Annotated in this window: 17 protein-coding genes; 4 read left to right on the top strand and 13 right to left on the bottom strand. The window is 47.1% G+C overall.

Translation table 11 applies throughout. The features are described 5' to 3' along the window. Window positions 1-359: 359 nt before the first annotated feature. From ruvB to L5M51_RS06795, 6 genes are all read right to left on the bottom strand, one after another. Entirely contained in the window at window positions 360-1364 is a 1005-nt protein-coding gene (ruvB, locus tag L5M51_RS06820) for a Holliday junction branch migration DNA helicase RuvB (protein WP_028759854.1), read from the bottom strand. A gap of 47 nt (window positions 1365-1411) precedes the next feature. Beyond that, on the bottom strand, window positions 1412-2029 hold the full coding sequence (gene ruvA, locus L5M51_RS06815; protein ID WP_263148144.1) for a Holliday junction branch migration protein RuvA: 618 nt from the start codon (window positions 2027-2029) through the stop codon (window positions 1412-1414). Further along, the gene (gene ruvC / locus L5M51_RS06810; RefSeq protein ID WP_006081743.1) at window positions 2026-2547 is read right to left on the bottom strand and encodes a crossover junction endodeoxyribonuclease RuvC; all 522 of its coding nucleotides are present in this window, start codon (window positions 2545-2547) and stop codon (window positions 2026-2028) included. The genes ruvA and ruvC overlap by 4 nt, the downstream gene beginning before the upstream one ends. 103 nt (window positions 2548-2650) lie before the next feature. Then, window positions 2651-3394 carry a YebC/PmpR family DNA-binding transcriptional regulator gene (locus tag L5M51_RS06805; protein ID WP_263148142.1) on the bottom strand — a complete coding sequence of 248 codons (744 nt, stop codon included), beginning with the start codon at window positions 3392-3394 and terminating at the stop codon, window positions 2651-2653. Between the two features lie 313 nt (window positions 3395-3707). After that, complete coding sequence (gene aspS / locus L5M51_RS06800; RefSeq protein WP_212600979.1) at window positions 3708-5486, bottom strand: aspartate--tRNA ligase; 1779 nt, start codon at window positions 5484-5486, stop codon at window positions 3708-3710. Between the two features lie 184 nt (window positions 5487-5670). Beyond that, window positions 5671-8481 carry a transporter substrate-binding domain-containing protein gene (locus L5M51_RS06795; RefSeq protein ID WP_263172062.1) on the bottom strand — a complete coding sequence of 937 codons (2811 nt, stop codon included), beginning with the start codon at window positions 8479-8481 and terminating at the stop codon, window positions 5671-5673. A 150-nt stretch (window positions 8482-8631) separates the two neighbouring features. Between L5M51_RS06795 and cmoA the strand changes: the two genes are divergently transcribed. The 4 genes from cmoA (at window position 8632) to L5M51_RS06775 (ending at window position 13619) form a co-directional block, all read left to right on the top strand. Then, window positions 8632-9363, top strand: a complete 732-nt coding sequence (cmoA, locus tag L5M51_RS06790) for a carboxy-S-adenosyl-L-methionine synthase CmoA (RefSeq protein ID WP_263161336.1) — start codon at window positions 8632-8634, stop codon at window positions 9361-9363. Then, window positions 9360-10352: a tRNA 5-methoxyuridine(34)/uridine 5-oxyacetic acid(34) synthase CmoB gene (gene cmoB, locus L5M51_RS06785; RefSeq protein ID WP_263172060.1), complete on the top strand. Its 993-nt coding sequence runs from the start codon at window positions 9360-9362 to the stop codon at window positions 10350-10352. The genes cmoA and cmoB overlap by 4 nt, the downstream gene beginning before the upstream one ends. Window positions 10353-10647: 295 nt before the next feature. After that, on the top strand, window positions 10648-12507 hold the full coding sequence (locus L5M51_RS06780) for a M3 family metallopeptidase (protein ID WP_263172058.1): 1860 nt from the start codon (window positions 10648-10650) through the stop codon (window positions 12505-12507). A gap of 203 nt (window positions 12508-12710) precedes the next feature. Next, window positions 12711-13619 (top strand): LysR family transcriptional regulator, encoded by a 909-nt coding sequence (locus tag L5M51_RS06775; protein ID WP_263172056.1) that lies wholly within the window; start codon window positions 12711-12713, stop codon window positions 13617-13619. Window positions 13620-13766: 147 nt separating this feature from the next. Here the strand turns inward: L5M51_RS06775 and L5M51_RS06770 are convergent, their stop codons facing one another. From L5M51_RS06770 to thiE, 7 genes are all read right to left on the bottom strand, one after another. After that, window positions 13767-15995 (bottom strand): putative metalloprotease CJM1_0395 family protein, encoded by a 2229-nt coding sequence (locus L5M51_RS06770; protein WP_263172054.1) that lies wholly within the window; start codon window positions 15993-15995, stop codon window positions 13767-13769. A gap of 5 nt (window positions 15996-16000) precedes the next feature. Beyond that, window positions 16001-16264 (bottom strand): chemotaxis protein, encoded by a 264-nt coding sequence (locus tag L5M51_RS06765; protein ID WP_173244710.1) that lies wholly within the window; start codon window positions 16262-16264, stop codon window positions 16001-16003. Between the two features lie 102 nt (window positions 16265-16366). Then, entirely contained in the window at window positions 16367-17482 is a 1116-nt protein-coding gene (gene thiH, locus L5M51_RS06760) for a 2-iminoacetate synthase ThiH (RefSeq protein WP_173244707.1), read from the bottom strand. After that, entirely contained in the window at window positions 17479-18243 is a 765-nt protein-coding gene (locus L5M51_RS06755) for a thiazole synthase (RefSeq protein ID WP_263172052.1), read from the bottom strand. Before L5M51_RS06755 ends, thiH begins: the two co-directional genes overlap by 4 nt. A gap of 1 nt (window position 18244) precedes the next feature. Then, the gene (thiS, locus tag L5M51_RS06750) at window positions 18245-18448 is read right to left on the bottom strand and encodes a sulfur carrier protein ThiS (RefSeq protein WP_131524081.1); all 204 of its coding nucleotides are present in this window, start codon (window positions 18446-18448) and stop codon (window positions 18245-18247) included. 16 nt (window positions 18449-18464) lie between these two features. After that, window positions 18465-19364, bottom strand: coding sequence for a HesA/MoeB/ThiF family protein (locus L5M51_RS06745; RefSeq protein ID WP_263172050.1), 900 nt, complete (start codon window positions 19362-19364; stop codon window positions 18465-18467). Continuing rightward, the gene (thiE, locus tag L5M51_RS06740; protein WP_131524083.1) at window positions 19357-21279 is read right to left on the bottom strand and encodes a thiamine phosphate synthase; all 1923 of its coding nucleotides are present in this window, start codon (window positions 21277-21279) and stop codon (window positions 19357-19359) included. Before thiE ends, L5M51_RS06745 begins: the two co-directional genes overlap by 8 nt. Window positions 21280-21281 lie beyond the last annotated feature (2 nt).

The raw sequence follows: 21281 nt of genomic DNA, 5'->3' as shown, positions 1-21281 counted from the left end.
GCAATATCCACCGATAGCCAAAGCGCTAAAATACCGATAAACATAGATAAATTGCATTAAAACAGAGATACACTATGTATCAATTGTGCTAATTATGCATTTTAACAACGTCTAAAATTATGGTTTAACAATTAAGGTACAAATAATTCTACACGTCTTTGAAATGACTATTTGTTACTGATCTTGCATATTAATTTTAAATATAAGTATTAGCTTCCAATCCCTCTAAACACTCCCTATTTCTTATTCTTAAATAAATGACTTACATCTCATACGGACCACATTCAAGGACAAATTTTCTTTATAAAAAAAGCGACCACTTAGGTCGCCTCTTAGAGTCTGTATCATCAAAATGATGATTACTCGGGTTTGATCAATTCGAAATGTTGATATGCCCGTGCGGTTGCAATACGGCCGCGGGGCGTGCGTTGGATAAAACCTTGCTGGATCAAAAAGGGCTCTAGCACATCTTCAATGGTTTCGCGTTCTTCGCCTATGGCTGCTGCTAAGTTATCGAGTCCAACTGGGCCACCCATAAACTTATCGATAATGGCGAGTAGTAACTTGCGATCCATGTAATCAAAACCTTCATTATCGACATCCAGCAAGTCTAGTGCATGGTCAGCAACAAACTTAGTGACAGCGCCATCATGCTTCACCTGCGCGTAATCCCGCACGCGGCGAAGCAGTCGGTTAGCTATCCGTGGTGTACCACGTGAACGGCGTGCGATTTCAAATGCACCTTCAGCATCAATATCCAGTTCCATCACCTGCGCCGAACGCGTGACTATGGTGCTTAAATCTTTGATGTTATAGAATTCAAGCCGTAGCGGGATCCCAAAACGCGCCCGAAGTGGTGAAGTCAAAGCCCCTGCCCGTGTTGTCGCGCCCACTAGAGTAAACGGCGGTAAATCAAGCTTGATAGAACGTGCCGCTGGCCCTTCACCTATCATGATATCCAGCTGGTAATCTTCCATCGCTGGATACAAAATCTCTTCTACCACTGGGCTTAATCGGTGGATTTCATCGATGAATAACACATCACCGGATTCGAGATTGGTCAAAAGTGCGGCGAGATCGCCCGCTTTTTCCAGCACAGGCCCCGAGGTGGATTTAATGTTCACCCCCATCTCGTTCGCAACAATCATGGCTAAGGTGGTTTTACCCAATCCCGGCGGACCGTAAATCAACATATGATCTAAGGCTTCATTACGATTCTTTGCCGCTTGAATAAACACCTTAAGCTGTGCCCGAGTGTCATCTTGACCCGTGTATTCATCGAGCATTTTAGGGCGCATTGCCCTGTCGATGGATTCATCTTGAGCTTGGATCTGCGGCTGGATGAGTCTGTCTGCCTCAATCATTGTTATTCCTTATCGCAGCTTTCATCTTAATTATCATCATTGTTCAATTAAAGCATCGATTTAAGGGCGGCTTTGATCAGGGTTTCTGAATCCATGCCCTCTTTGTAGGCTGCAGAAACCGATTTGCTCGCCTGCGGTGGTTTATAACCCAGCGAAATTAAAGCTGAAATAGCATCTTCTTCGGCGCTATTGACTGTCGGTGTGGGTGAGTAATTGGATTGCAGCACGAACTCACGCTCTGAGCCTGCGGAGGCTTCCATCAAGCTCTTGAGCTTATCGCGCATTTCTACCAGTAACCGCTCGGCGGTCTTCTTGCCAACACCGGGTAATTTCACTAAGGTCACTATATCATCGCGCTCAACGCAACCCACAAATTCTGCGGCTGTCATGCCTGATAAAATGGTCAAAGCAAGCTTGGGACCGACACCATTGGTCTTGATCAGTAAGCGAAATAACGCCCTTTCCTGCTTAGTGATAAAACCATAGAGAAGCTGTGCATCTTCACGCACCACAAAGTGGGTGTAGACCATAGTTTCATGATTAACTTCAGGCAGCTCATAAAAGCTAGTAAGCGGCATCTGCAACTCGTAACCAACACCGTTAACATCGATCAAAATTTCTGGTGCTTGTTTCTCAACGAGCACGCCCCGTAAACGACCTATCATCTGTACCGTCCGTATGTTCTTGCCGTTGCCCGGCCACTCAATGCAATTAAACTCTGGCTGGTGTGATAATGACACACAGCAACTCCGAGTGCATCTGCGGCGTCAGCTTGTGGGGCTGCGGGTAATTTAAGTAGTTGTTGGATCATGTGTTGTACTTGGGCTTTCTGTGCTCGCCCCGTACCCACGACTGCGCTCTTAATTTGAGTCGCACTGTATTCGGCCACAGGTAAATTGGCGACTGTGGCAGCAACAATGGCCGCGCCGCGTGCTTGGCCTAACTTGAGCGCAGAATCGGCATTTTTTGCCATAAATACGCGCTCAATCGCAAATTCGTCCGGTTGATACTGACGAATAATCTCAGTGATCCCATCAAAAATTTGCTTTAGCCTACCAGGAAGCTCTTCAGACGAAGTGCGAATACAGCCACTGCCGAGGTAAATCTGATGCCGTCCCTGACATTGGATCACGCCGTAGCCTGTGATCCGTGAACCTGGGTCAACACCTAAAATAATTGCCATTCAATACCTTATTTGGGATCTACATTTGCGTCCCTGTTCCTACGTTAGCGTTTGCGAGCTGAAATGGGCATCAATTGACGCCCCAATTCAGCTCACAGTCAATCTAGCCTAGGCTTGCCATCACATCATCGGAGATTTCCGCATTATGATACACCTCTTGCACATCATCGTGATCTTCAAGGGTGTCGATAAGGCGCATAAATTTTTCGGCGGTTTCTAGATCAAGCTCAGCTTTCGTCGAGGCTATCATCGCGATTTCGGCATTATCCGCCACAAAATGGGCGTTATCGAGCGCCTCTTTCACCGTATAGAAATCAACGGGATCAGTAAACACATCCACAGCACCATCATAGCTGACAATATCTTCCGCGCCCGCTTCAAGCGCCGCTTCCATCAATGCATCTTCATCGGTTCCCGGCGCATAGGATAACACCCCACGCTTAGTGAACAGATAAGAAACCGACCCATCCGTGCCTAAGTTACCGCCCGATTTACTAAACGCATTACGTACACCACTCACAGTACGATTACGATTGTCCGTCATGGTTTCAACCATCACAGCGGTGCCGCCTGGGCCATAACCTTCATAGAGAATGGTTTCGAGTTGCTGGCCTTCTAATTCACCGGCGCCGCGTTTAATCGCACGCTCAACCGTGTCTCGGGTCATATTACCACCGAGGGCTTTATCGATGGCGACACGTAATCGTGGATTGGAGTCGGGATCTGAGCCACCTTCACGGGCTGCAACGGTTAACTCGCGAATGAATTTAGTAAAGAGTTTACCGCGTTTAGCATCTTGAGCCGCTTTACGGTGCTTAATGTTGGCCCATTTACTGTGACCTGCCATGGGAAGTCTCCTCTACTTAGGTATCATCTAGGTGCCATCACAAAGCTTATCAAGAGCCGAAGGTGGAATGAGACTAAATAACGGCTATTTACTTAAAGGATTGAACTAACAGATATTGATAAGCAGTGGAATGACGGTTCACTAAAACAAACCGAGGCTCATGCCTCGGTTTTCGGTACGACTTAAAATAACTGACAAGGGTTAACCCAAATCGACTTACACAAAAACGAGTTACACTAAAACGATTTACATAATGTCGATTTGAATAAGGTCGATTTACAAAAGTCGCCTTACAAAGCCCTCTTACAAAAGATCAGTCTTCAGCTTTAACAGCTTTCTCAACCACGGCAATACCCAGTTCAGCTAATTGCTGCGGATTGGCAAAACCAGGCGCGTTAGTCAGCGGACAAGCGGCAGTGGTGGTTTTAGGGAACGCCATCACATCACGGATTGAGCTTGCGCCCGTCATCAGCATGATGATGCGGTCTAAACCAAACGCTAAACCTGCATGTGGTGGTGTGCCGTAACGCAGCGCTTCTAACAGGAAGCCGAATTTCTCTTTAGCTTCATCGTCAGTAATACCCAGAATACGGAATACCGCAGACTGCATTTCTTGGTTGTGGATACGCACTGAACCACCGCCTAATTCGCAGCCGTTTAATACCATATCGTAAGCATCAGAAACGCGATTTGCTGGGTTAGCTTCAAGTTCAGCTGCCGTGACGCCACGCGGTGCGGTGAACGGATGGTGAACCGCGTGGAAGTTGCCGTTGATTTTCTCAAACATTGGGAAGTCAACTACCCACAGTGGACGCCATTCACCTTGCAATAAGCTGAAATCTTCGCCCGCTTTAAGACGCAGTGCGCCCATAGATTCGGCAACCACAGTCGCCTGATCTGCACCAAACAGGATTATGTCACCAGTTTGCGCGCCAGTGCGGCTCACGATTTCATTGACTATGCTTTCGTTTAAGAATTTTAGCACAGGTGATTGAATGCCTTCTAAGCCAAGGCTTAGGTCATTAATCTTCATCCACGCTAAGCCTTTAGCACCATAGATGCCAACAAATTTAGTGTAATCATCGATTTGCTTACGAGACAGCGCAGCACCGCCCGGAATACGCAGTGCAGCAACACGGCCTTCTTCATCGTTCGCAGGACCAGAGAATACCGCAAATTCGACTTCTTTGAGTAAATCGGCAATGTCCACCAGCTCTAATGGGTTACGTAAATCTGGCTTATCTGAACCAAAACGACGCATCGCTTCGTTGTAAGTCATGCGCGGGAACTCGCCGAGATCGACGTTCAGCATTTCAAGGAACAGACCACGCATCATCTCTTCGGTCTTCGCCATCACTTGCTCGGACGTCATAAATGAGGTTTCGATATCGATTTGGGTGAATTCTGGCTGACGGTCGGCACGTAAGTCTTCATCACGGAAGCATTTTACAATTTGATAGTAACGATCAAAGCCTGACATCATCAGCAGCTGTTTAAACAGCTGTGGTGATTGTGGCAAGGCAAAGAACTGACCTTTATAAGTACGGCTTGGTACTAAATAATCGCGGGCACCTTCTGGGGTAGCCTTGGTCAGGATCGGGGTTTCTATGTCTAAGAAACCGTTTGAATCGAGGAAACGACGCACAGAACTGGTCACTTTAGCGCGGAACATTAAACGCTGCGCCATCTCTGGGCGACGTAAATCTAAGTAACGATACTTAAGACGTTGCTCTTCGCTGTTGTTCTGGTAGTTATCCATGCTCAATGGCAGTGGATCGGCAGCGTTGATAATCGTCAAGGCTTGACCTAAGACTTCAATCTCACCCGTCTTCATTTGACCATTGACTTGGCTATCAGGACGGGCACGAACTAAGCCTTTGACCTGAACGCAAAATTCGGCGCGCAGCGTGCTGGCGACATTGAACACCTCAGGTAAGTCTGGATCATAGACCACTTGGATGAGACCTTCTCTGTCTCTTAAATCTAAAAAGACAACGCCACCCAAATCACGGCTACGATTAACCCAACCTACCAAGGTAACTTCTTGTCCAACGTGAGACTTATTGACGTCTCCACAATAATGACTGCGCATCTAACTCTATCCTTTATCCGGAAACCGGTGCTTTGGAAATAATCAAAACGAGATAAAAGCGGCATTATAGTCAAATAATACCGATTACCAAAGTACTTCACTCTTAGGCGGTGAAGTATCAAACAGTTTTACGCCCTTGACTAGAGGCGAACGCACTATCTGAGCATGAGCGTTCAAAAAAACATCAAGCTGAGCGATAACAACGCCCACCGCTACTTTTTGCTTGGTACATAAGCTGATCGGCTTTTTTCAACAAACCTATCGCTGTGTCACCATCGCGGGGGTAAATCACCACGCCAATACTGACGGCTATGCTGACACTGACGCCTTGAATAAGCAAAGGGCTCGACAGTGCCTGTAGAATATTATCAGCAACTTGGGTTGCAGCATCGAGATCTTGCACACGATTTAGCAGGATAACAAACTCATCGCCGCCAAATCGCGCAACGGTATCTGATCCACGGATAACCTTGGTTAACTTTTGGGCGACCAGTACCAGTAATTCATCGCCAATAGGATGACCGTGTTGGTCATTGATTTGTTTAAAACCATCGAGATCGATGAATAACAAAGCGAAATGTGCCTGTTCTCTGCGATGAGATAGCAAAGCTTGGGTTAGTCTGTCATCAAGTAAGGCACGATTGGGCAACTGAGTTAAAGCATCATGATTAGCCACATGCAACAAACGTTTTTCTGCCACCAATCGCTGGGTGATCTCACGATTTAAGCGGCGATTCACTAATAACACCGCCACCATCACTAAGCACAAGATTATCACGCCAAACACGATATAACGCAGCCATTGCAGATATTTAGCACTCTCTGTCGCCACAGAAAATGACACCCAGCGCGTATATATTTTTTGCTGATGTTGAGCATCAACCAAAGCCAAAGCTTTATTAATCAGCGGCACCAGCGGCGCAAATTGAGGATAAACACCAATATGACTGTGTTGATCAGCGAGATCACTGAGCAGCGACATTTTCAGTGTCGGATAGTGGCTGGTTTTAAGCTCAGAAGCTAAAGTCACCACTTTATCGATAAACACATCCGCATTGCCATTCGTCACCGCCGCTAATCCGGCCTGCGTATTTGGCACTATGACTAACTTGAGTGAAGGCTCCAGACTCATCAATTGCGCCACTAAATGATATCCCTCAACCACGGCCACCCTTTGACCTGCGAGCTGAGCAATATTAAAAACCGAGACTTGTTCCAGTTGCGACACTAAGGCCCACGGCGATGGCCAATAGGCTTCACTAAACGCTAAACGCTGCTGGCGCTCCGCCGTTTGCGCGACACTGCCGGCTAAACTCACCTCGCCCTTTTGCAACGCCTCGATTAACGAATGCCAATCATCAAAGGCAACGGGCGTGAGCTTAAGTTTGAGTTGTTCCTTGAGCAATTTGACGATATCGCTATTGATCCCCGCAAACTCACCCTGTTCATCCATAAACTCCATCGGTGGCCATTGTTTTAGATAACCGACTTTGAGCTCGCCTACGCTTTCCACATAGGCCTGCTCAGCGGGGCTTAAGCTGACATGACGCTCAGCTTGGGTAAAAACATGATCTTTAGGATTGAGCATCCATTTATGTTCAATCTCGGCAAATTCTTGATTGCTAATACTGTTAAACCCATTGGCTATCCTCTGTGTAAGGCCAGCATCATCGCTACGGGTCAGCACATAAATGTTGGTGCTAAATTCGAGATCAGGATACTGGCTAAAGTCAGACCAGCCTTTATTGAGCAATAAATAATGGGATGTCCATGCACCCGCGGCGATAAAACCGACAACTTCTCCAGACCTCGCCCCCGCCACCATGGCATCCATACTGTCGTAATAACGCAGTGACACTTGGGGTAATGCTTTACGCAAATCCACCAAATAAGGCGCTGTCGGCACCACACCAATACGCTTACCTTTTAAGCAGTCTAAATCGGTTAACTGTTGCTGATAGAGAAAGAGTCGACTCTTCACTGTATATAAATGCCAAGCCTGAGTAAGGCCCGTTTTAACATCATCACTTTCAGGATAACCTATATGGGCATCGGCGAGACCACGACGAACATCGTCCACGCTGGAGTTCATATCACCAGAAATAAAATCAACGGCAATACCCGTTTTCTCAGACCACAGTTGCCACATGTCCACATACAAACCATGGGGTAAACCATCGACCCCTAAGTCCACAAAAGGCTCGGCGCCCAGTTGCATCGAAATAACAATCCCAGCTTGTTGACGTTGATAGCCAAGCCAACGTCGCTCCGTTTGCTGAATAAAGTGCACATCGAGCGCAGTGAAACCTTTATTGATCTTATCGACTAATGCAAGATTGCCCTTTTGAACTGCGGGTACAAACTGCATCGCCTTAATTTGAAGGCGGGCAGTATTGGGAAAGTTTGCGGCAATCTCTTGGGATGAGTCGGGATCTTTCAAATAGCCTTCTAACCCCGCAAAGACTACGATCTCGCCCGCGGCGACCCCTGCCAATAATTTCTCACGACTTTCGTAGCGTTTAAACACAAGCTGCGGTTCGATACGGTGTAATTCCGCTTCATGGGATGAAGCCGCTACCACACCAATTTGAAAGGGGATCAGTTCTTTGATGGATTTTTTGCCCTGCAGGGATTTATGCAAATACAAAAAAGTGCCCACATCCGCAATGGGCACTGCAAAATCAAATTCTTGCTCTCGCTCTGGGGTTTTCCCCATGCCGATATGCACTTGCGCCTTACCTTGCCGCAGTTGATCAAGGGACTCGTGCCAGTGACGCGCCACAAAAACCACTTGGGTATGGCTGTGTTTAGCCCACTCTTTCCATAAATCAACCAGTAATCCAGTCGGCTCGCCATCGTTGTCGACATATTGATAGGGAAAGCTATCCTCACCCATAACGATGATTAATGGCTCAGAGGACAACGGACTTGCCTGCCCCGTTATACTCAAAAAACAGCTGCACAAGATCACAATTAAGTGGATCACAAACTTCAAGTTGAGCCCTTAGTACTTGATGTACATGTAACGATTTTGTTATCTATTAAGTATTAGACAAAAATTTATCGCAAATTACTAGCATGAGACTTGCTGCTAATCGCTCTGATTCGTTAAAATGCACAGTTGAATTCCCATGAAAAATCTCAGATGAACGTTTCTCAAGACACTATCTACGCTCAAGCGAGCGAGCATATTAGCGATTTCCAGTTTGATAACCGTGTAGCAGGCGTATTCAGTGACATGATCCGCCGCTCAGTGCCTGGATATGCGCAAATTATCAATACCATAGGCGATTTTGCAGATCGTTTCGTCATGCCAAATACTCAAATTTACGATTTGGGTTGCTCACTCGGTGCCGCGACCTTAAGTATTCGTCGCCAAATCCAAGGCCGCCAATGTCGCATTATTGCTGTAGATAACAGTGAATCTATGGTCGCACGCTGCCAAGAGAACCTGAATGCCTATGTCAGCGATACGGATGTCGATCTGGTTTGCGGTGATATTCGCGATATCGATATTCAAAATGCGTCATTGGTGGTACTCAACTTTACCTTGCAATTTTTACCGCCAGAAGACAGAGAAACCCTGATAGCGAAGATTTATCAAGGTCTGAATCCCGGCGGGATGTTAGTACTATCAGAAAAAATTCGCTTCGAAGATGCCCCGATCCAAACCCTATTGGAAGAGCAACATTTAGACTTTAAACGCGCTAATGGTTACAGTGAACTTGAGATCAGCCAAAAACGCAGTGCGCTGGAAAATGTCATGAAGCCCGACACCTTAACCACGCATCAACAACGACTCACCAGCCAAGGCTTTAGTCACTTTAGTCTCTGGTTCCAATGCTTTAACTTTGCTTCTATGGTGGCCATCAAGTGATCAGCTTTAGCTCGTTTTACCAACAAATCGCCGATTCGAATCTACAGCACTGGCTCGAAACCCTGCCGAGCATTTTAGGCAAGTGGCAACGAGATCATAAACACGGCAACCTGCCAAAGTGGGAAAAAGTGCTCAACAAGCTGCACTATCCAGCACCCGACCAAGTGGATTTTGTTGATAGCGTGACCGTCGGTAGCGGCGAGCAACTTAGCCCAGGCGAAAAAGAGAAGCTTGAAAACCTGCTGCGTTTGTTTATGCCATGGCGTAAAGGCCCCTTCCACATTCATGGCATCCACATCGATACCGAATGGCGCAGTGACTGGAAATGGGACCGCGTTAAGCAACATATTTCGCCGCTGAAAAACCGCACTGTGCTCGATGTCGGTTGCGGCAGTGGTTATCACATGTGGCGCATGTTGGGCTCAGGTGCCAAACGTGTCGTCGGTATCGACCCTTCACCGTTGTTTTTATGTCAGTTTGAAGCCGTCAAATGTTTAGCGGGCACACATCACCCTGTACACCTGTTACCATTGGGTATTGAAGAGCTGCCACCGCTCGATGCATTTGACACGGTTTTCTCCATGGGTGTTTTGTATCACAGACGTTCGCCTATCGATCACTTGTTACAGCTGCGTGATCAATTGCGCACCGGTGGTGAGCTCGTGCTAGAAACCTTGGTGATAGATGGCGACGAAAATGCCGTACTCGTGCCTCAAGATAGATATGGCAAAATGAATAATGTATGGTTCATTCCGTCCGTTGCCGCGCTCATGCTATGGTTAAAAAAGTGTGATTTCACTGATATCCGTTGTGTCGATACCGATGTCACAGCCCTTGCCGAGCAACGCCGTACCGACTGGATGCCCAACGAATCACTGGTTGAATACCTAGATCCTAACGACATCACCAAAACGGTTGAAGGTTATCCTGCGCCCAAACGCGCCACGATTATCGCGGTGAAAAATCAGCCTAATCAGGATTTAAACTAACCTTTTCAGTCTGAAGTAAGCGAATATCAGTCATTGCGTCCTCAAGGTTTGAGTTGGTAATGGCTGATATCAAAAGCCGAAAGATCACCATTCATCTAGTTAATCTGGAATATGTAAGTGTTCAGCAGCTTAGTGTAACTCCTTCCTTGAATAGCAATACATTTGCGACTCCCCCCCTTATCGTTGACATCCAGAACAGAACAGGGTTTCATGCATAACAATGACTTGAAGCTAACTCAATTGGATACTAAGTCAAAGTTAACTCATTCCATCACAGATGCAGAACACATAACCCATGTTAAAACCCACTTTACTGGTTAGCCTGTTTGGCTTGAGCCTTTATGTTACGAATGCCGCCTATGCGGCGCCAAGCCCTGTTCCCCTTTTAGTTGAACAATGCCTGCGTTTGCCAAGTATTGATCTTGCGACTGTGTTCGCCAATGCGCGTTTAACTGCGTCTGAATTAGCCTTGGCCCAGCGCGCGCTTATTTTTGAGCAACAGATGTTAGGGCTTAATAATATCAACGACAGACTCAACTATTACCGTGGGTTTAACTTACCAAGTGAGGAACGCGAGGGTCTACTGCAATGCCAGCTACACCTCGCCGACACCCTGTCGCAACTTCTCAGCCAAACTGAATTGAGCCAACTAGCCTACGCCTTAGCCCAAGGCAATGCAGAACAAATACTACTGAGCCAACAGCTTAAACAATTGCTACAACAACATTGGAGCGCCGAGGAGAAAGCGAAATTACATACTGCACAAGCCAGCATAGGCCAAGGGTTAGGCAGTCAACAATTTAGTCTTGCCTTCAATGGCAGCCAATGCCAACCTGAAGTGACTCAGCAGCAACATCTGCATAAAAAAGAGGATAAAAGTGACGAGCCGAAGCCCGACAGTTCAAAGCAGAGCGACTTTTCTGGCACTATCGCCAGTTACTTACTGACGCAGGAAAACGCCGTATGTCGCCAAAATGTATGGCAGGCCTACCAAGCCAGAGCCAGTGAAACCAATCAAACGGCGTTAGAGCGAATTGCTGAGCAGCGCCAACAAGCCGCCACTGCTGCAGGCTTTACCGATTACAGCGCATTAGTGCTTAGTTCGCAGCAGTTATCGTCCCCTGAATTAGTCAAAGCTTTTCTTGATAGCCAAACCCAAGATCTGCAAGTGGCTCCCTGGGATATTGGGCGAACCCTGTCACAACAAGCATCAGCCAAGGTGCCGACATGGCAAACCTCTGACGTCTTGAGTCGCAGCTTTACTTATCTGCAAGTGTTTGGTTTGCAGTTTGAGACCATAGAAACCGCTAAGGTCGATAAAATACCTGCCGATCCCAATCGGCCACATATCGTCAGGGTCTACCACCAGCAAAGATTGTTAGGTGAAATCTATGTGGCGTATAACCCAAATCCACAGCAAGGTAGTCAACAGCAGACATTGCGTCAAAGTGTACTCGGCCAGCAATTTGGACAACAGGCGTTAGATCTCAAGCCACAGCTGAGTAACTACAAAGACATTGAGCAATTAACCGAGTCTATCGCAGAGGCTGTCACTTCCCTTGCTAAAGCGAGCCATTTCTACCTCAACAATGCCATGGGACAGAGTCAAGATAGCTATTTTGTGGCGAGTCTCTGGTTAGCTGAAGTGCTGCGCCATCAACTCTTTCCGCAGTTTGAGCACACCTATTTACAGGAGCGTGAAACACTGGCTAAAGCTTATTCGAAGCAGCTTAAAGTCTTTCGCGCTAAGGTTGCAGTCAACTTTTACCAAAACTCAAGTGCACAAGTCTATCCGGATCTCGGTGCAGAGTTTAATGCCAGCTTTGGCCAAGACTGGCCACAAACACAGGATTATCCTTATAGCTTCAATGCTATCGCCAACGAAGGACCGCTCTACTACCAATCACTCTGGCAAGCATCGCTAGCCCAGCTGATAGCTCAATCCACATTCAACTGCCAAGACAAACTCAAATTATTCAATGAATTAGTTATCAATGAAGACGCTTTAAGCTTCAGTGACCAATTAAAAGTGGTCATTGGCGCCCCCGTTCATAGTGCTGCGCTGATCCAAAGAATTTCAAATAGCACCGCTTCAGAACATGCTGACAACTCCAACAATCAAGCTTTCGACGCAACAGGTTCTTGTGCGTTTTAAGTGTTAATGCTTAGGATGTGTTTGTGACTCGCTCGGGCGCAAACACATCTAATCGTCATGATTCGCCTCTCTATCACCTTAATAACTTAGCGCGACATAGTTAGCTGTATGTCGTGAGAATGACTGACTCTATGATATTTAATTGAAAAAGTCGTAAGAAGTGGCCACTATAAGCCCCAATCTATCGTTTTTTTGAGATTATAATGACTCGAGCTAAATCTACCTTAGAACAATGGCGTATTTTGCAAGCGGTGGTCGATTTTGGCGGCTATGCCCAAGCGGCCGAAAAACTCAACAAGAGTCAATCGTCACTTAACCATGCCGTTGCCAAATTACAGCATCAGTTGGGTATCGAGCTACTCGAAGTCAAAGGCCGTAAAGCCTATCTCACCCCGCAGGGCGAAGTGCTGCTGCGCCGCTCACGGCATGTCACCCAAGCCGTCAACGAGTTAGAACAACTTGCGAGTAATCTCGAGCAAGGGTGGGAGCCGACACTCACGATTGCCCGTGAAATTATCTATCCGATGGAAAGCTTAGTGTGTGCCCTCAATGCGTTTCTACCCCACAGTCGTGGCACTCGAATCATCATGCTGGACTCAGTGATCACCGGCACTCAAGAGCTCATTCTGCAGAGTAAAGTCGATATTGCTATCTGTGCAGGGGTGCCGCCTAAAGGGTATTTATCCGAACCCTTATGTGAACAAGAACTCTACCTCGTCTGTCATCCAAATCACCCACTCGCTGACTTAGGCACAATTGAAGACGATAAACTACTGGCACAATATTTACAGTTAGTGATTAAAGATACCGGCGTGCAATCCAATATCGACATAGGCTGGCTCAAAGCTGAGCAGCGCTGGACAGTTTCTAACTTCCATGAAGCTAAAGTCATTTTAAATCAAGGTATTGGTTTCTGTTGGATCCCCTCTTTCTTAATCCAAGAAGAATTGGCTTCGGGTAATCTAGTACGTTTACATCTTGAGGGTAGCCAAAAACGTCGCATCATGTTGAGCTTAGTTATCCCTAATAGGGATCAACAAGGGCCTGCATCAAAACTGCTTGCTTCCTTGATTTTAAAACAGCACGGAATTGAAACGACGAATAGTCATTAACAGCAAGATACCAAACGAGTTATCAATTCGAGTGAGCAAAACGATAAATGCTAACTGCTGATTAAATGCTTAGTTCTTAGTGGTACTGAGAGGTTGTTTCGAAAAAGATGATGAACAGCGAATGATGGGAATAGTTAAAGCCTAATCTTACACACTAAAGTCGACATAGCGCGCTTGTTGATAACCCAAATATTGCGGCTGAATAAATCCCGTCTCCTGCAAGAGGTCATCCTCCACATATAACTCGCTCTGCAAAGACACATTCGTATTCGCGCTAGCACTGATATTTGAAGACTGCTCATTTACATTGTTTGCGGACAAAACATCCGTAGATTGCAAATTGCTAGGGAGCTCATTTGGAGATGCCAGATAAGAAGGCAGAATATTGGCTTGCGACGTCATATCGACACGAGCTGAAGGCCCAGCACTGGCTTGTGCAACCGCGACATAATAACGGCTTGCAGCACTATCGGATCTTGAGATAAAACCCGTCGCTAAATCCGTTGAAGTTGAAGCATCTCCAAATGCTAAAGTTGCGGTCGGTGGCTCAATCGTTTCCACTGTGGTCGATGTAGTGACTGAGTCACTGATATCAGAAGAGGTTTTCGAACCCGTATCAATGACTCTCGTATTGGCCGTTTGCGCCTCGATCGCTTGTTTTAGCTTATCAAGCGCAGTAGAGGCGGGGGTGAATACAGCCTCTTGGGGCTGAGCAATATTACCTGACTCATCAACGTCTCCCGTCACTACAGGTGTATGTTTTTCTAACGGTGGCAACCCTTTTATTTGTGCATCTGCGTCTATTAATGTTTGAGCCGTTTGCAAGTCAACAATTTGTTTTTGTCGCTCCTCTGCCAGCATCACTTTAGCTTCATTCATTTTTTGCAAGGCTTCCGCGGCAACACGGATATCCGCTGATGACGGGTCAACAGGAGCCATTGCTGCGGCATAAACTTGCTTCATTTTGTTTATCGTTGCAAGCGGGTCGCCTCCCACTGGAGAGACATCAATCTGCACTTCGCCATCGGTGGCGTAACGTTGGCCATCAGCACCCTTTTCATACTTAAAACTCGGGCTCTGAGCGTATTGTCCTCCGACGGTTGCGTGGGCATGCTCATGGGCTTTAACCTCTGAATCTCGAGTTTTAAGTTCATCGACTTGCTGTTGCTGTTGAGCCTGCGCTTTTTCTTGGGCTTGTATCTCTTGTTCCTGAGCCTGCTGAACCAGTGATTGCTGCTTTGCCTCTTCCGCTGCTGCTATTTGCTGTTTCCGCGATTCTTCTTCCTGTACTTGCTTTTCAAGCTGATTATCATTTGGGGCAAAGACAGCAGCTAAGACTTGTTGACTATCATCTGGGTTAGACGCTGTCGCAGGAGCATCTACAGGACCAGCTTGAGCCTGAGCTTCACCGAAAACTTGAGTAAATTGCTCTAACACAGTCGGTTGAGCAACATCACTGCTAGCGGATTGATCTACGGCTTGCGCAGAGTTTGACTGGCCAACAGGCCCTGCACTCGTTGCTACACTCTTATTTACAGCACTCTTATTTACAGAACTGTTAATTGCAGAATCGGACGTAGTGGGATCAACTAACGCAGCTCCAGTAAAGACAGTTTGTGGCCCAAACACTGCCGCTAAATCAGGCATTATTGGAGAAACATCACCCGTGCTAGATGGATTGAAAGCAGGAATATCAGTACCCCTAGTGCCAATTGATGGACTCAGAGGCGTAAAAATATCAACGGGAATATTGCTCGTTACACTGAGATTTGGACTTATTGTAGCCAAGGAATTTACCCCAAGTCCGCTATTACTCGTACCCGCGACGGGCGAAAATACCTGAGTAGAAATAGGTGTCGCAATCTGTCCCCCGCGTACACCAGAAATGGATCTTGGTCCTGTTAACAAACTAAAACTCGCATCGGCATGTAAGCTAGCTCGATCATTTAACGTATTTACCTGAGGATTGCTCCTTGGCGTTGGTACGGAAAAAGGAGCGACCTCGAGTGCTTGGCTTGCACCATTCAGTACAGGAAGTACAGGTGCTGCAGTTGATGAAACAGCACTAGAAGCAGCAAAAGACACATTCGGTGATGAGTGGAGAGATTGGGAAACGTTAGCAGCTAATGAAGTAATAGGCGTGGCTTGAACTGGAGCAAATGAAGTTCCAGTAACCTGTAGTTCATGGACACCACTCGCTTCAATTTTTGCGGAGCCTGCAGTGTGAGCGCTGGCTCCTTGATAAGTGCTATTAGCGTGACTCTGGTTTAGGCTCTGGCTTTGAGTCTGGCTTAGATTCGAGCTGAGCATCTTATCATGTGCCGAAAATGAAGAGGATGGCGCTCCAACCTTAAGTGATAGCGCCACAACCGACATGATATTTACACCTTAATATTAATGATCGAACCTATCGTTTCAGAATCAGTTTCAATCACTTCTGTTGACGCTTCCCCTTGTCTTAATGACTCATTAGCGGTAAGTAATGCCGAGGTTTTATCAGGCTGCGCAACATCTCTTGTAGATTCAGCCGGAGTCGCACTTTGAGTCGGTGTAGGTTTAGCCACATCTATTGTTGCTTGAGTGAGCCCAGATTGAGCACTTTGCAAGCCTTGCAGACCGGATGAATAAGCAGATTGGATTTGCATAACGGTATTCCTGCACGCTGTGATTAATGGGTCAATTATTGACCAATCACCTGCAAAAGTACAGGTTTTATCCGCATTCTCACCATTTATTTATGGTCTTATTTATCCTGTGATCCAATTGGCTTCCCAATCCTTAAATACGGGATTAAAACCCTGCAGTTGCATCTGTTCGATGACTTGCTCGACGCTGCGATCATCGCTTATCTCAAATTGATCGAGTTGACTGTCGGGTGCTTGATAGCCGCCCGGTTGTGTCGAACTACCCGCACTGATTTGAGTAATTCCAAGTGGCAAAAGATTATCCCTCAGCTCAGGGCTTTCCCTTGTCGACATACTGATATCAAGCTGATGATTAAAAAGTCTAAATGCACAAATCATTTGCACTAAACCTAAATCCGATAGCATAACTTTTGGGGTGATCCCGCCAGTACAAGGCCTTAACCTTGGCAGCGAAATACTAAAGCGAGTGCGCCAATAGCGACGCTCTAAATAGTCAAGATGATATCCCATCATTAACGCATCTAAACGCCAATCATCCAGCCCCAGTAATACCCCAAGACCAATTTTATCCCCCCCCGCCGCCGCAACTCTATCCGGTGTTGCTAAGCGATAGGCAAAATCCATTTTTTTACCTCGGGAATGGTGACGAGCATAAGTCTCGGGCTGATAGGTCTCCTGATAAATCATCACAGCATCTAAACCTAGCGCGACTAACTGGCGATAATGGTCCTCACTCATGGGTTGGACCTCCATCGCCACATGGCTAAATTGCTGCTTTACCAACGGCAACATTTGCTTAAAATAATCGATGCCGACCTTAGTTTCATGCTCACCCGACACCAGTAAAATAGAATCAAAACCTCTGCCTTTGATAATAGCTATTTCAGCCATCAACTCCTGTTCATTCAAGGTCTTGCGTTTGAGTTTGTTACTCATGCTAAAACCACAGTAATCACATTCATTAGCGCACAGATTCGAGACATATAACGGTAAATACATGCCAAGATTCGCGCCAAATCGCTGCCGCGTAAGCGCCGCAGATTGCTGCGCCATGGTTTCGATATAAGGCTCTGCCGCAGGTGATAACAAGGCCAGTAAGCTGCGTAAATCCCCTGCTGGACTCACTAACGCCCGCTCGACATCTTGGGCTGTGCAAGAATACAAATCGAGTAACAGTTTATCCCGTGGGATTTTGGCAAATTCCGCTACAAAACTCATTGGTTTAAAAATCCTGTCAGAGGACTGGTCTGTACCGCGCCCGTTTGTACTCGGCCAAGCCCAGCTTCAAACGCCCGTCTACCGCATTGCACCGCATCCTTAAAGCACTCGGCCATCACTATCGGCGACGCGCTGCTGGCGATGGCGGTGTTGACGAGCACCGCATCGGCGCCCAGCTCCATTGCCCGCACAGCCTGTGAAGGCGCGCCAATGCCGGCATCGATCACCACTGGCACCCGCGACTGCTCTATGATGATTTTTAAAAAGCTTTCAGTGACTAAACCCTGATTACTGCCAATCGGACTCGCCAATGGCATAACCGCAGCGCAGCCCACCTCTTCCAAGCGACAGCACAGCACAGGATCGGCATGCACATAGGGCATCACGATAAAACCTTTATCACAGAGAATCTTGGCCGCTGCTAAGGTTTCAATTGCATCGGGCATCAGGTACTTAGGATCGGGATGGATTTCGAGCTTAATCCAATGAGTTCCCAGCATTTCACGGGCAAGCTCAGCCGCAAACACCGCTTCCTTGGCGTTTCTCGCCCCAGAAGTATTAGGCAATAGCTGTACACCCGCTTGACGTAACGGCGTGAGCAAATCATCTAGTCCCATTTTGAAATCAATTCGTTTCATCGCAACTGTGACTAACTGCGATTTTGAAGCCATTATCGCCTCGGTCATCACTTGGCTATTACTGAACTTTCCCGTTCCTGTAAATAACCGCGACTCAAACTCCACATCAGCAATCTTTAACATATTAGCCTCCCGCCACTGCTGAAAAAAGTTCTAATTTATCTTCATGTTGGCAGAGAATAGATTGCCAGCGGTTGCGCGGAACCACCTCAGCATTCAACACGATAGCAACCGAATCGAGGGCTATATCTTGCGCGAGGATCACAGCCGCGAGTGACGTCGGTTCAGATAACGACTGCGGGATATTGTTTATGTGAATTAAAATCATATCAAACCTCCATACTTTATAGTTTGCTGGGCTTATAGGATGATGAACGAACCTCTTTTGGACCACATACGTCACAGTGGGGATCCCGCGTTAATGCCGCCGCTGTCCATGAAAGTGACTTAGCGTCGAAACGCCAAAAACGCCCCAATAAGGCATTTTTCGGTTCATCACAACCGCTGTCCACACTCAGCAAGAGTTGCATGGCCACCAAAGATTGCATTGACGCCATCACGCCCACGCTGGGACCGAGTACGCCTTGGGTACTGCAGCTCTGCGACACTCTCGTCTGCGCGGGGAAAATACAGTGATAACAACCACAAGAGGGGAACTGCATTTGGTCGACCGCGAACAATTGGCCGCTAAATGCCGCGATTGACGCGCTGACTAAAGGTAAAGCCGCTTCGATACAGCTGCGATTAATGGATTGGCGAGTCGCAAAGTTATCTGTGCAGTCAAGCACAAGCACTCTTTTACCCTGTTGTTTTTCCTGTAAAATATCAGCCAAATGATGAACTGCAGTTTCTGCATTAAATTCCGTATAATGGGCAGTAACAGTGCAATGTGGCGCTAAGCCTTTGAGCTTTTGCTTGGCAACTCTGGCCTTATTAAGTCCAATATCAGCATCGTTGAATAACAATTGTCTTGGCAGATTTGATACTTCAACCTTATCCATGTCGATTAAGGTCAAGCTGCCAATGCCAGCACAAGCCAGATACTGCGCCGCCAATTGCCCTAAGCCGCCAAGCCCTACAATAACAACGCTGGCGTCGACCAATTGCAATTGCCCTGCCTCACCGACCTCTGGCAATAAGACTTGCCGAGAATAACGCATGAAATCTGAATCACTGAGTGTATGAGCGCTTTGTGTACCGTCGCAAAGAACCTCTGCGTGAGCAAGCGGTTGGTTTTTACTCATGCTTAGCAACCAACTCATGCTTTACAGCCAGTTCTTCAGACAAGCTACATTGCTCCCAAGCTTGGCTCAACTCTGCAAACGCTGCGACTGGATCCTGAGCCTCGGTTATGGCGCGCACCACAGCAATATTGCCCACCCCAGTGGCTTTCACCTTTGCCAGATTAGCTAAGTCGATGCCGCCAATGGCGACCAAGGGATAGTGGTCTTGGAGTAACGCCACATAATGTTTAAGTTTTGCGAGCCCTTGGGGCGCCGAAGGCATTTGCTTCGTCGTGGTTGGGAATATATGCCCAAGCGCTATGTAGGATGGCGAGTATTGATGCGCCAGTAGCAACTCAAAATAACTGTGGCTGGATATACCTAATGCGAGCCCAGCCGACTGAATGGCCGCTAAGTCGGTAACGGCGAGATCTTCTTGGCCTAAATGTACCCCAAAGGCATGATGCTTTATAGCTAACTGCCAGTGATCATTAATAAAAAGCTGAGCATTAAAATGCTTACCTAAGGCAATGGCCGTTTGAATTTGTGCTTCTAATTCAGAGCCAACCAACTCAGACTTACCTGACTCACATTTGCCTAAATCAGATTCGGCTAGCACTGCACTAGATAACTCGCTGATGTCGGTTTTTATCCGTAACTGCACGGTTTTAACGCCCGCAACTAACAAACTTTTCAGCATGGTTAAATCACTCACCACGGGATAAACACCAAGATCGGCATCGAGCACTTTAAAACCGTGGGCTGAAATGTATTGCGGCAGCGTCGAGGCTATTCTTACCTGAGCGGTTGCCTGATCTGTTGCAGATAAAACTGTTGCAACTAAATCACTTCTGACATCAAGATGTTGATTGAGGTGATGACTTATAAAATTGCCATCACACAGATTTATCTTGGCATAGCGGGACAAGTCATTGGGCCACCCCGTACGGGCCAACGGTCCTGGACCTTGCCCTAAACCAATCGCCGAGCTTAAGCCTTGACTCACATAGGCTTTTGCAACAACCACCGCATCTTGCAATACAAAACCCTGCGCTAACACGGCGGCAATGGCCGATGACAAAGTACAGCCGCTACCATGGTTATGACGGGTATTAACACGCTGACTTGCCAACCAGAAACGCCCATTTTGATGCAGCTCAGAGCTAGCGCGTACTTGATGGCAAACCAGATAATCCTCGGCAAGCTCAAAATCCCAGCCGTTGCTATCGAGAGTGCTAACATGAACGTTAGCCTGAGTTTGAGCATGAGTGTTATCGTGAGTTTTAGTATGAGTATCATCAAGAATATCAGTGCTGCCAAAGCTCACATCGCCCCCTTTAGCGAGCACACTGCAATCTAAACTTTGGGATAAAGCCTGTGCTGCAGCAACGAACTGCGATTTGGTCGAAACATCACTGTGAGTTAACCGCCCAAGTTCGAGCACGTTGGGCGTGATAAGTTCGATTAAGCCTCTGAAAGGCTTGAAATCTAAAGCTGATTTGGCCGTACTTTTTATATCCTGACTGTTATCTACTGCTAATGCATCACCACAACTGGCGACCATCACAGGATCGACAATCACAGGCACTGATGGATAGTGGATTTTAAAACTCGCGATCCAATCTGCCAGCAATGCGACTTGAGATTGATCTGCCAGTAAGCCGATTTTGATCGCTTTGGGTGGCAAGTCTGAAAGTAAAGTGGTCAACTGAGCCATTAACATCGCCGCAGATACGGGCTCGACTAAAGTGACCGCCACTGAGCTTTGCGCCGTCACTGTGGTGATCACGCTGCAACTGTGACAGCCCAAATCTTGAATCGTGGCCAAGTCCGCCTGAATACCGGCACCGCCGCCGCTGTCTGAACCGGCTATAGTCCAGACAAACGCGGGGCGCTCGGTATTCATGGGCAATTTCCCCCCATGAATACCCAGCATAA

The organism is Shewanella sp. SM73 (assembly GCF_025653795.1).
Lineage (GTDB): Bacteria > Pseudomonadota > Gammaproteobacteria > Enterobacterales > Shewanellaceae > Shewanella > Shewanella oncorhynchi.
The sequence above is the reverse complement of the archived record's forward strand: the minus strand, read 5'-3'. Positions and strand labels throughout refer to the sequence as shown.

Excerpts from the sequence above, each read along its gene's own strand:
- ruvB (WP_028759854.1), bottom strand. The coding sequence starts at position 1,364 with ATGATTGAGGCAGACAGACTCATCCAGCCGCAGATCCAAGCTCAAGAT.
- ruvA (WP_263148144.1), bottom strand. The coding sequence starts at position 2,029 with ATGATAGGTCGTTTACGGGGCGTGCTCGTTGAGAAACAAGCACCAGAA.
- ruvC (WP_006081743.1), bottom strand. The coding sequence starts at position 2,547 with ATGGCAATTATTTTAGGTGTTGACCCAGGTTCACGGATCACAGGCTAC.
- L5M51_RS06805 (WP_263148142.1), bottom strand. The coding sequence starts at position 3,394 with ATGGCAGGTCACAGTAAATGGGCCAACATTAAGCACCGTAAAGCGGCT.
- aspS (WP_212600979.1), bottom strand. The coding sequence starts at position 5,486 with ATGCGCAGTCATTATTGTGGAGACGTCAATAAGTCTCACGTTGGACAA.
- cmoA (WP_263161336.1), top strand. The coding sequence starts at position 8,632 with ATGAACGTTTCTCAAGACACTATCTACGCTCAAGCGAGCGAGCATATT.
- L5M51_RS06780 (WP_263172058.1), top strand. The coding sequence starts at position 10,648 with ATGTTAAAACCCACTTTACTGGTTAGCCTGTTTGGCTTGAGCCTTTAT.
- L5M51_RS06775 (WP_263172056.1), top strand. The coding sequence starts at position 12,711 with ATGACTCGAGCTAAATCTACCTTAGAACAATGGCGTATTTTGCAAGCG.
- L5M51_RS06770 (WP_263172054.1), bottom strand. The coding sequence starts at position 15,995 with ATGTCGGTTGTGGCGCTATCACTTAAGGTTGGAGCGCCATCCTCTTCA.
- L5M51_RS06765 (WP_173244710.1), bottom strand. The coding sequence starts at position 16,264 with ATGCAAATCCAATCTGCTTATTCATCCGGTCTGCAAGGCTTGCAAAGT.
- thiH (WP_173244707.1), bottom strand. The coding sequence starts at position 17,482 with ATGAGTTTTGTAGCGGAATTTGCCAAAATCCCACGGGATAAACTGTTA.
- L5M51_RS06755 (WP_263172052.1), bottom strand. The coding sequence starts at position 18,243 with ATGTTAAAGATTGCTGATGTGGAGTTTGAGTCGCGGTTATTTACAGGA.
- thiS (WP_131524081.1), bottom strand. The coding sequence starts at position 18,448 with ATGATTTTAATTCACATAAACAATATCCCGCAGTCGTTATCTGAACCG.
- L5M51_RS06745 (WP_263172050.1), bottom strand. The coding sequence starts at position 19,364 with ATGAGTAAAAACCAACCGCTTGCTCACGCAGAGGTTCTTTGCGACGGT.
- thiE (WP_131524083.1), bottom strand. The coding sequence starts at position 21,279 with ATGCTGGGTATTCATGGGGGGAAATTGCCCATGAATACCGAGCGCCCC.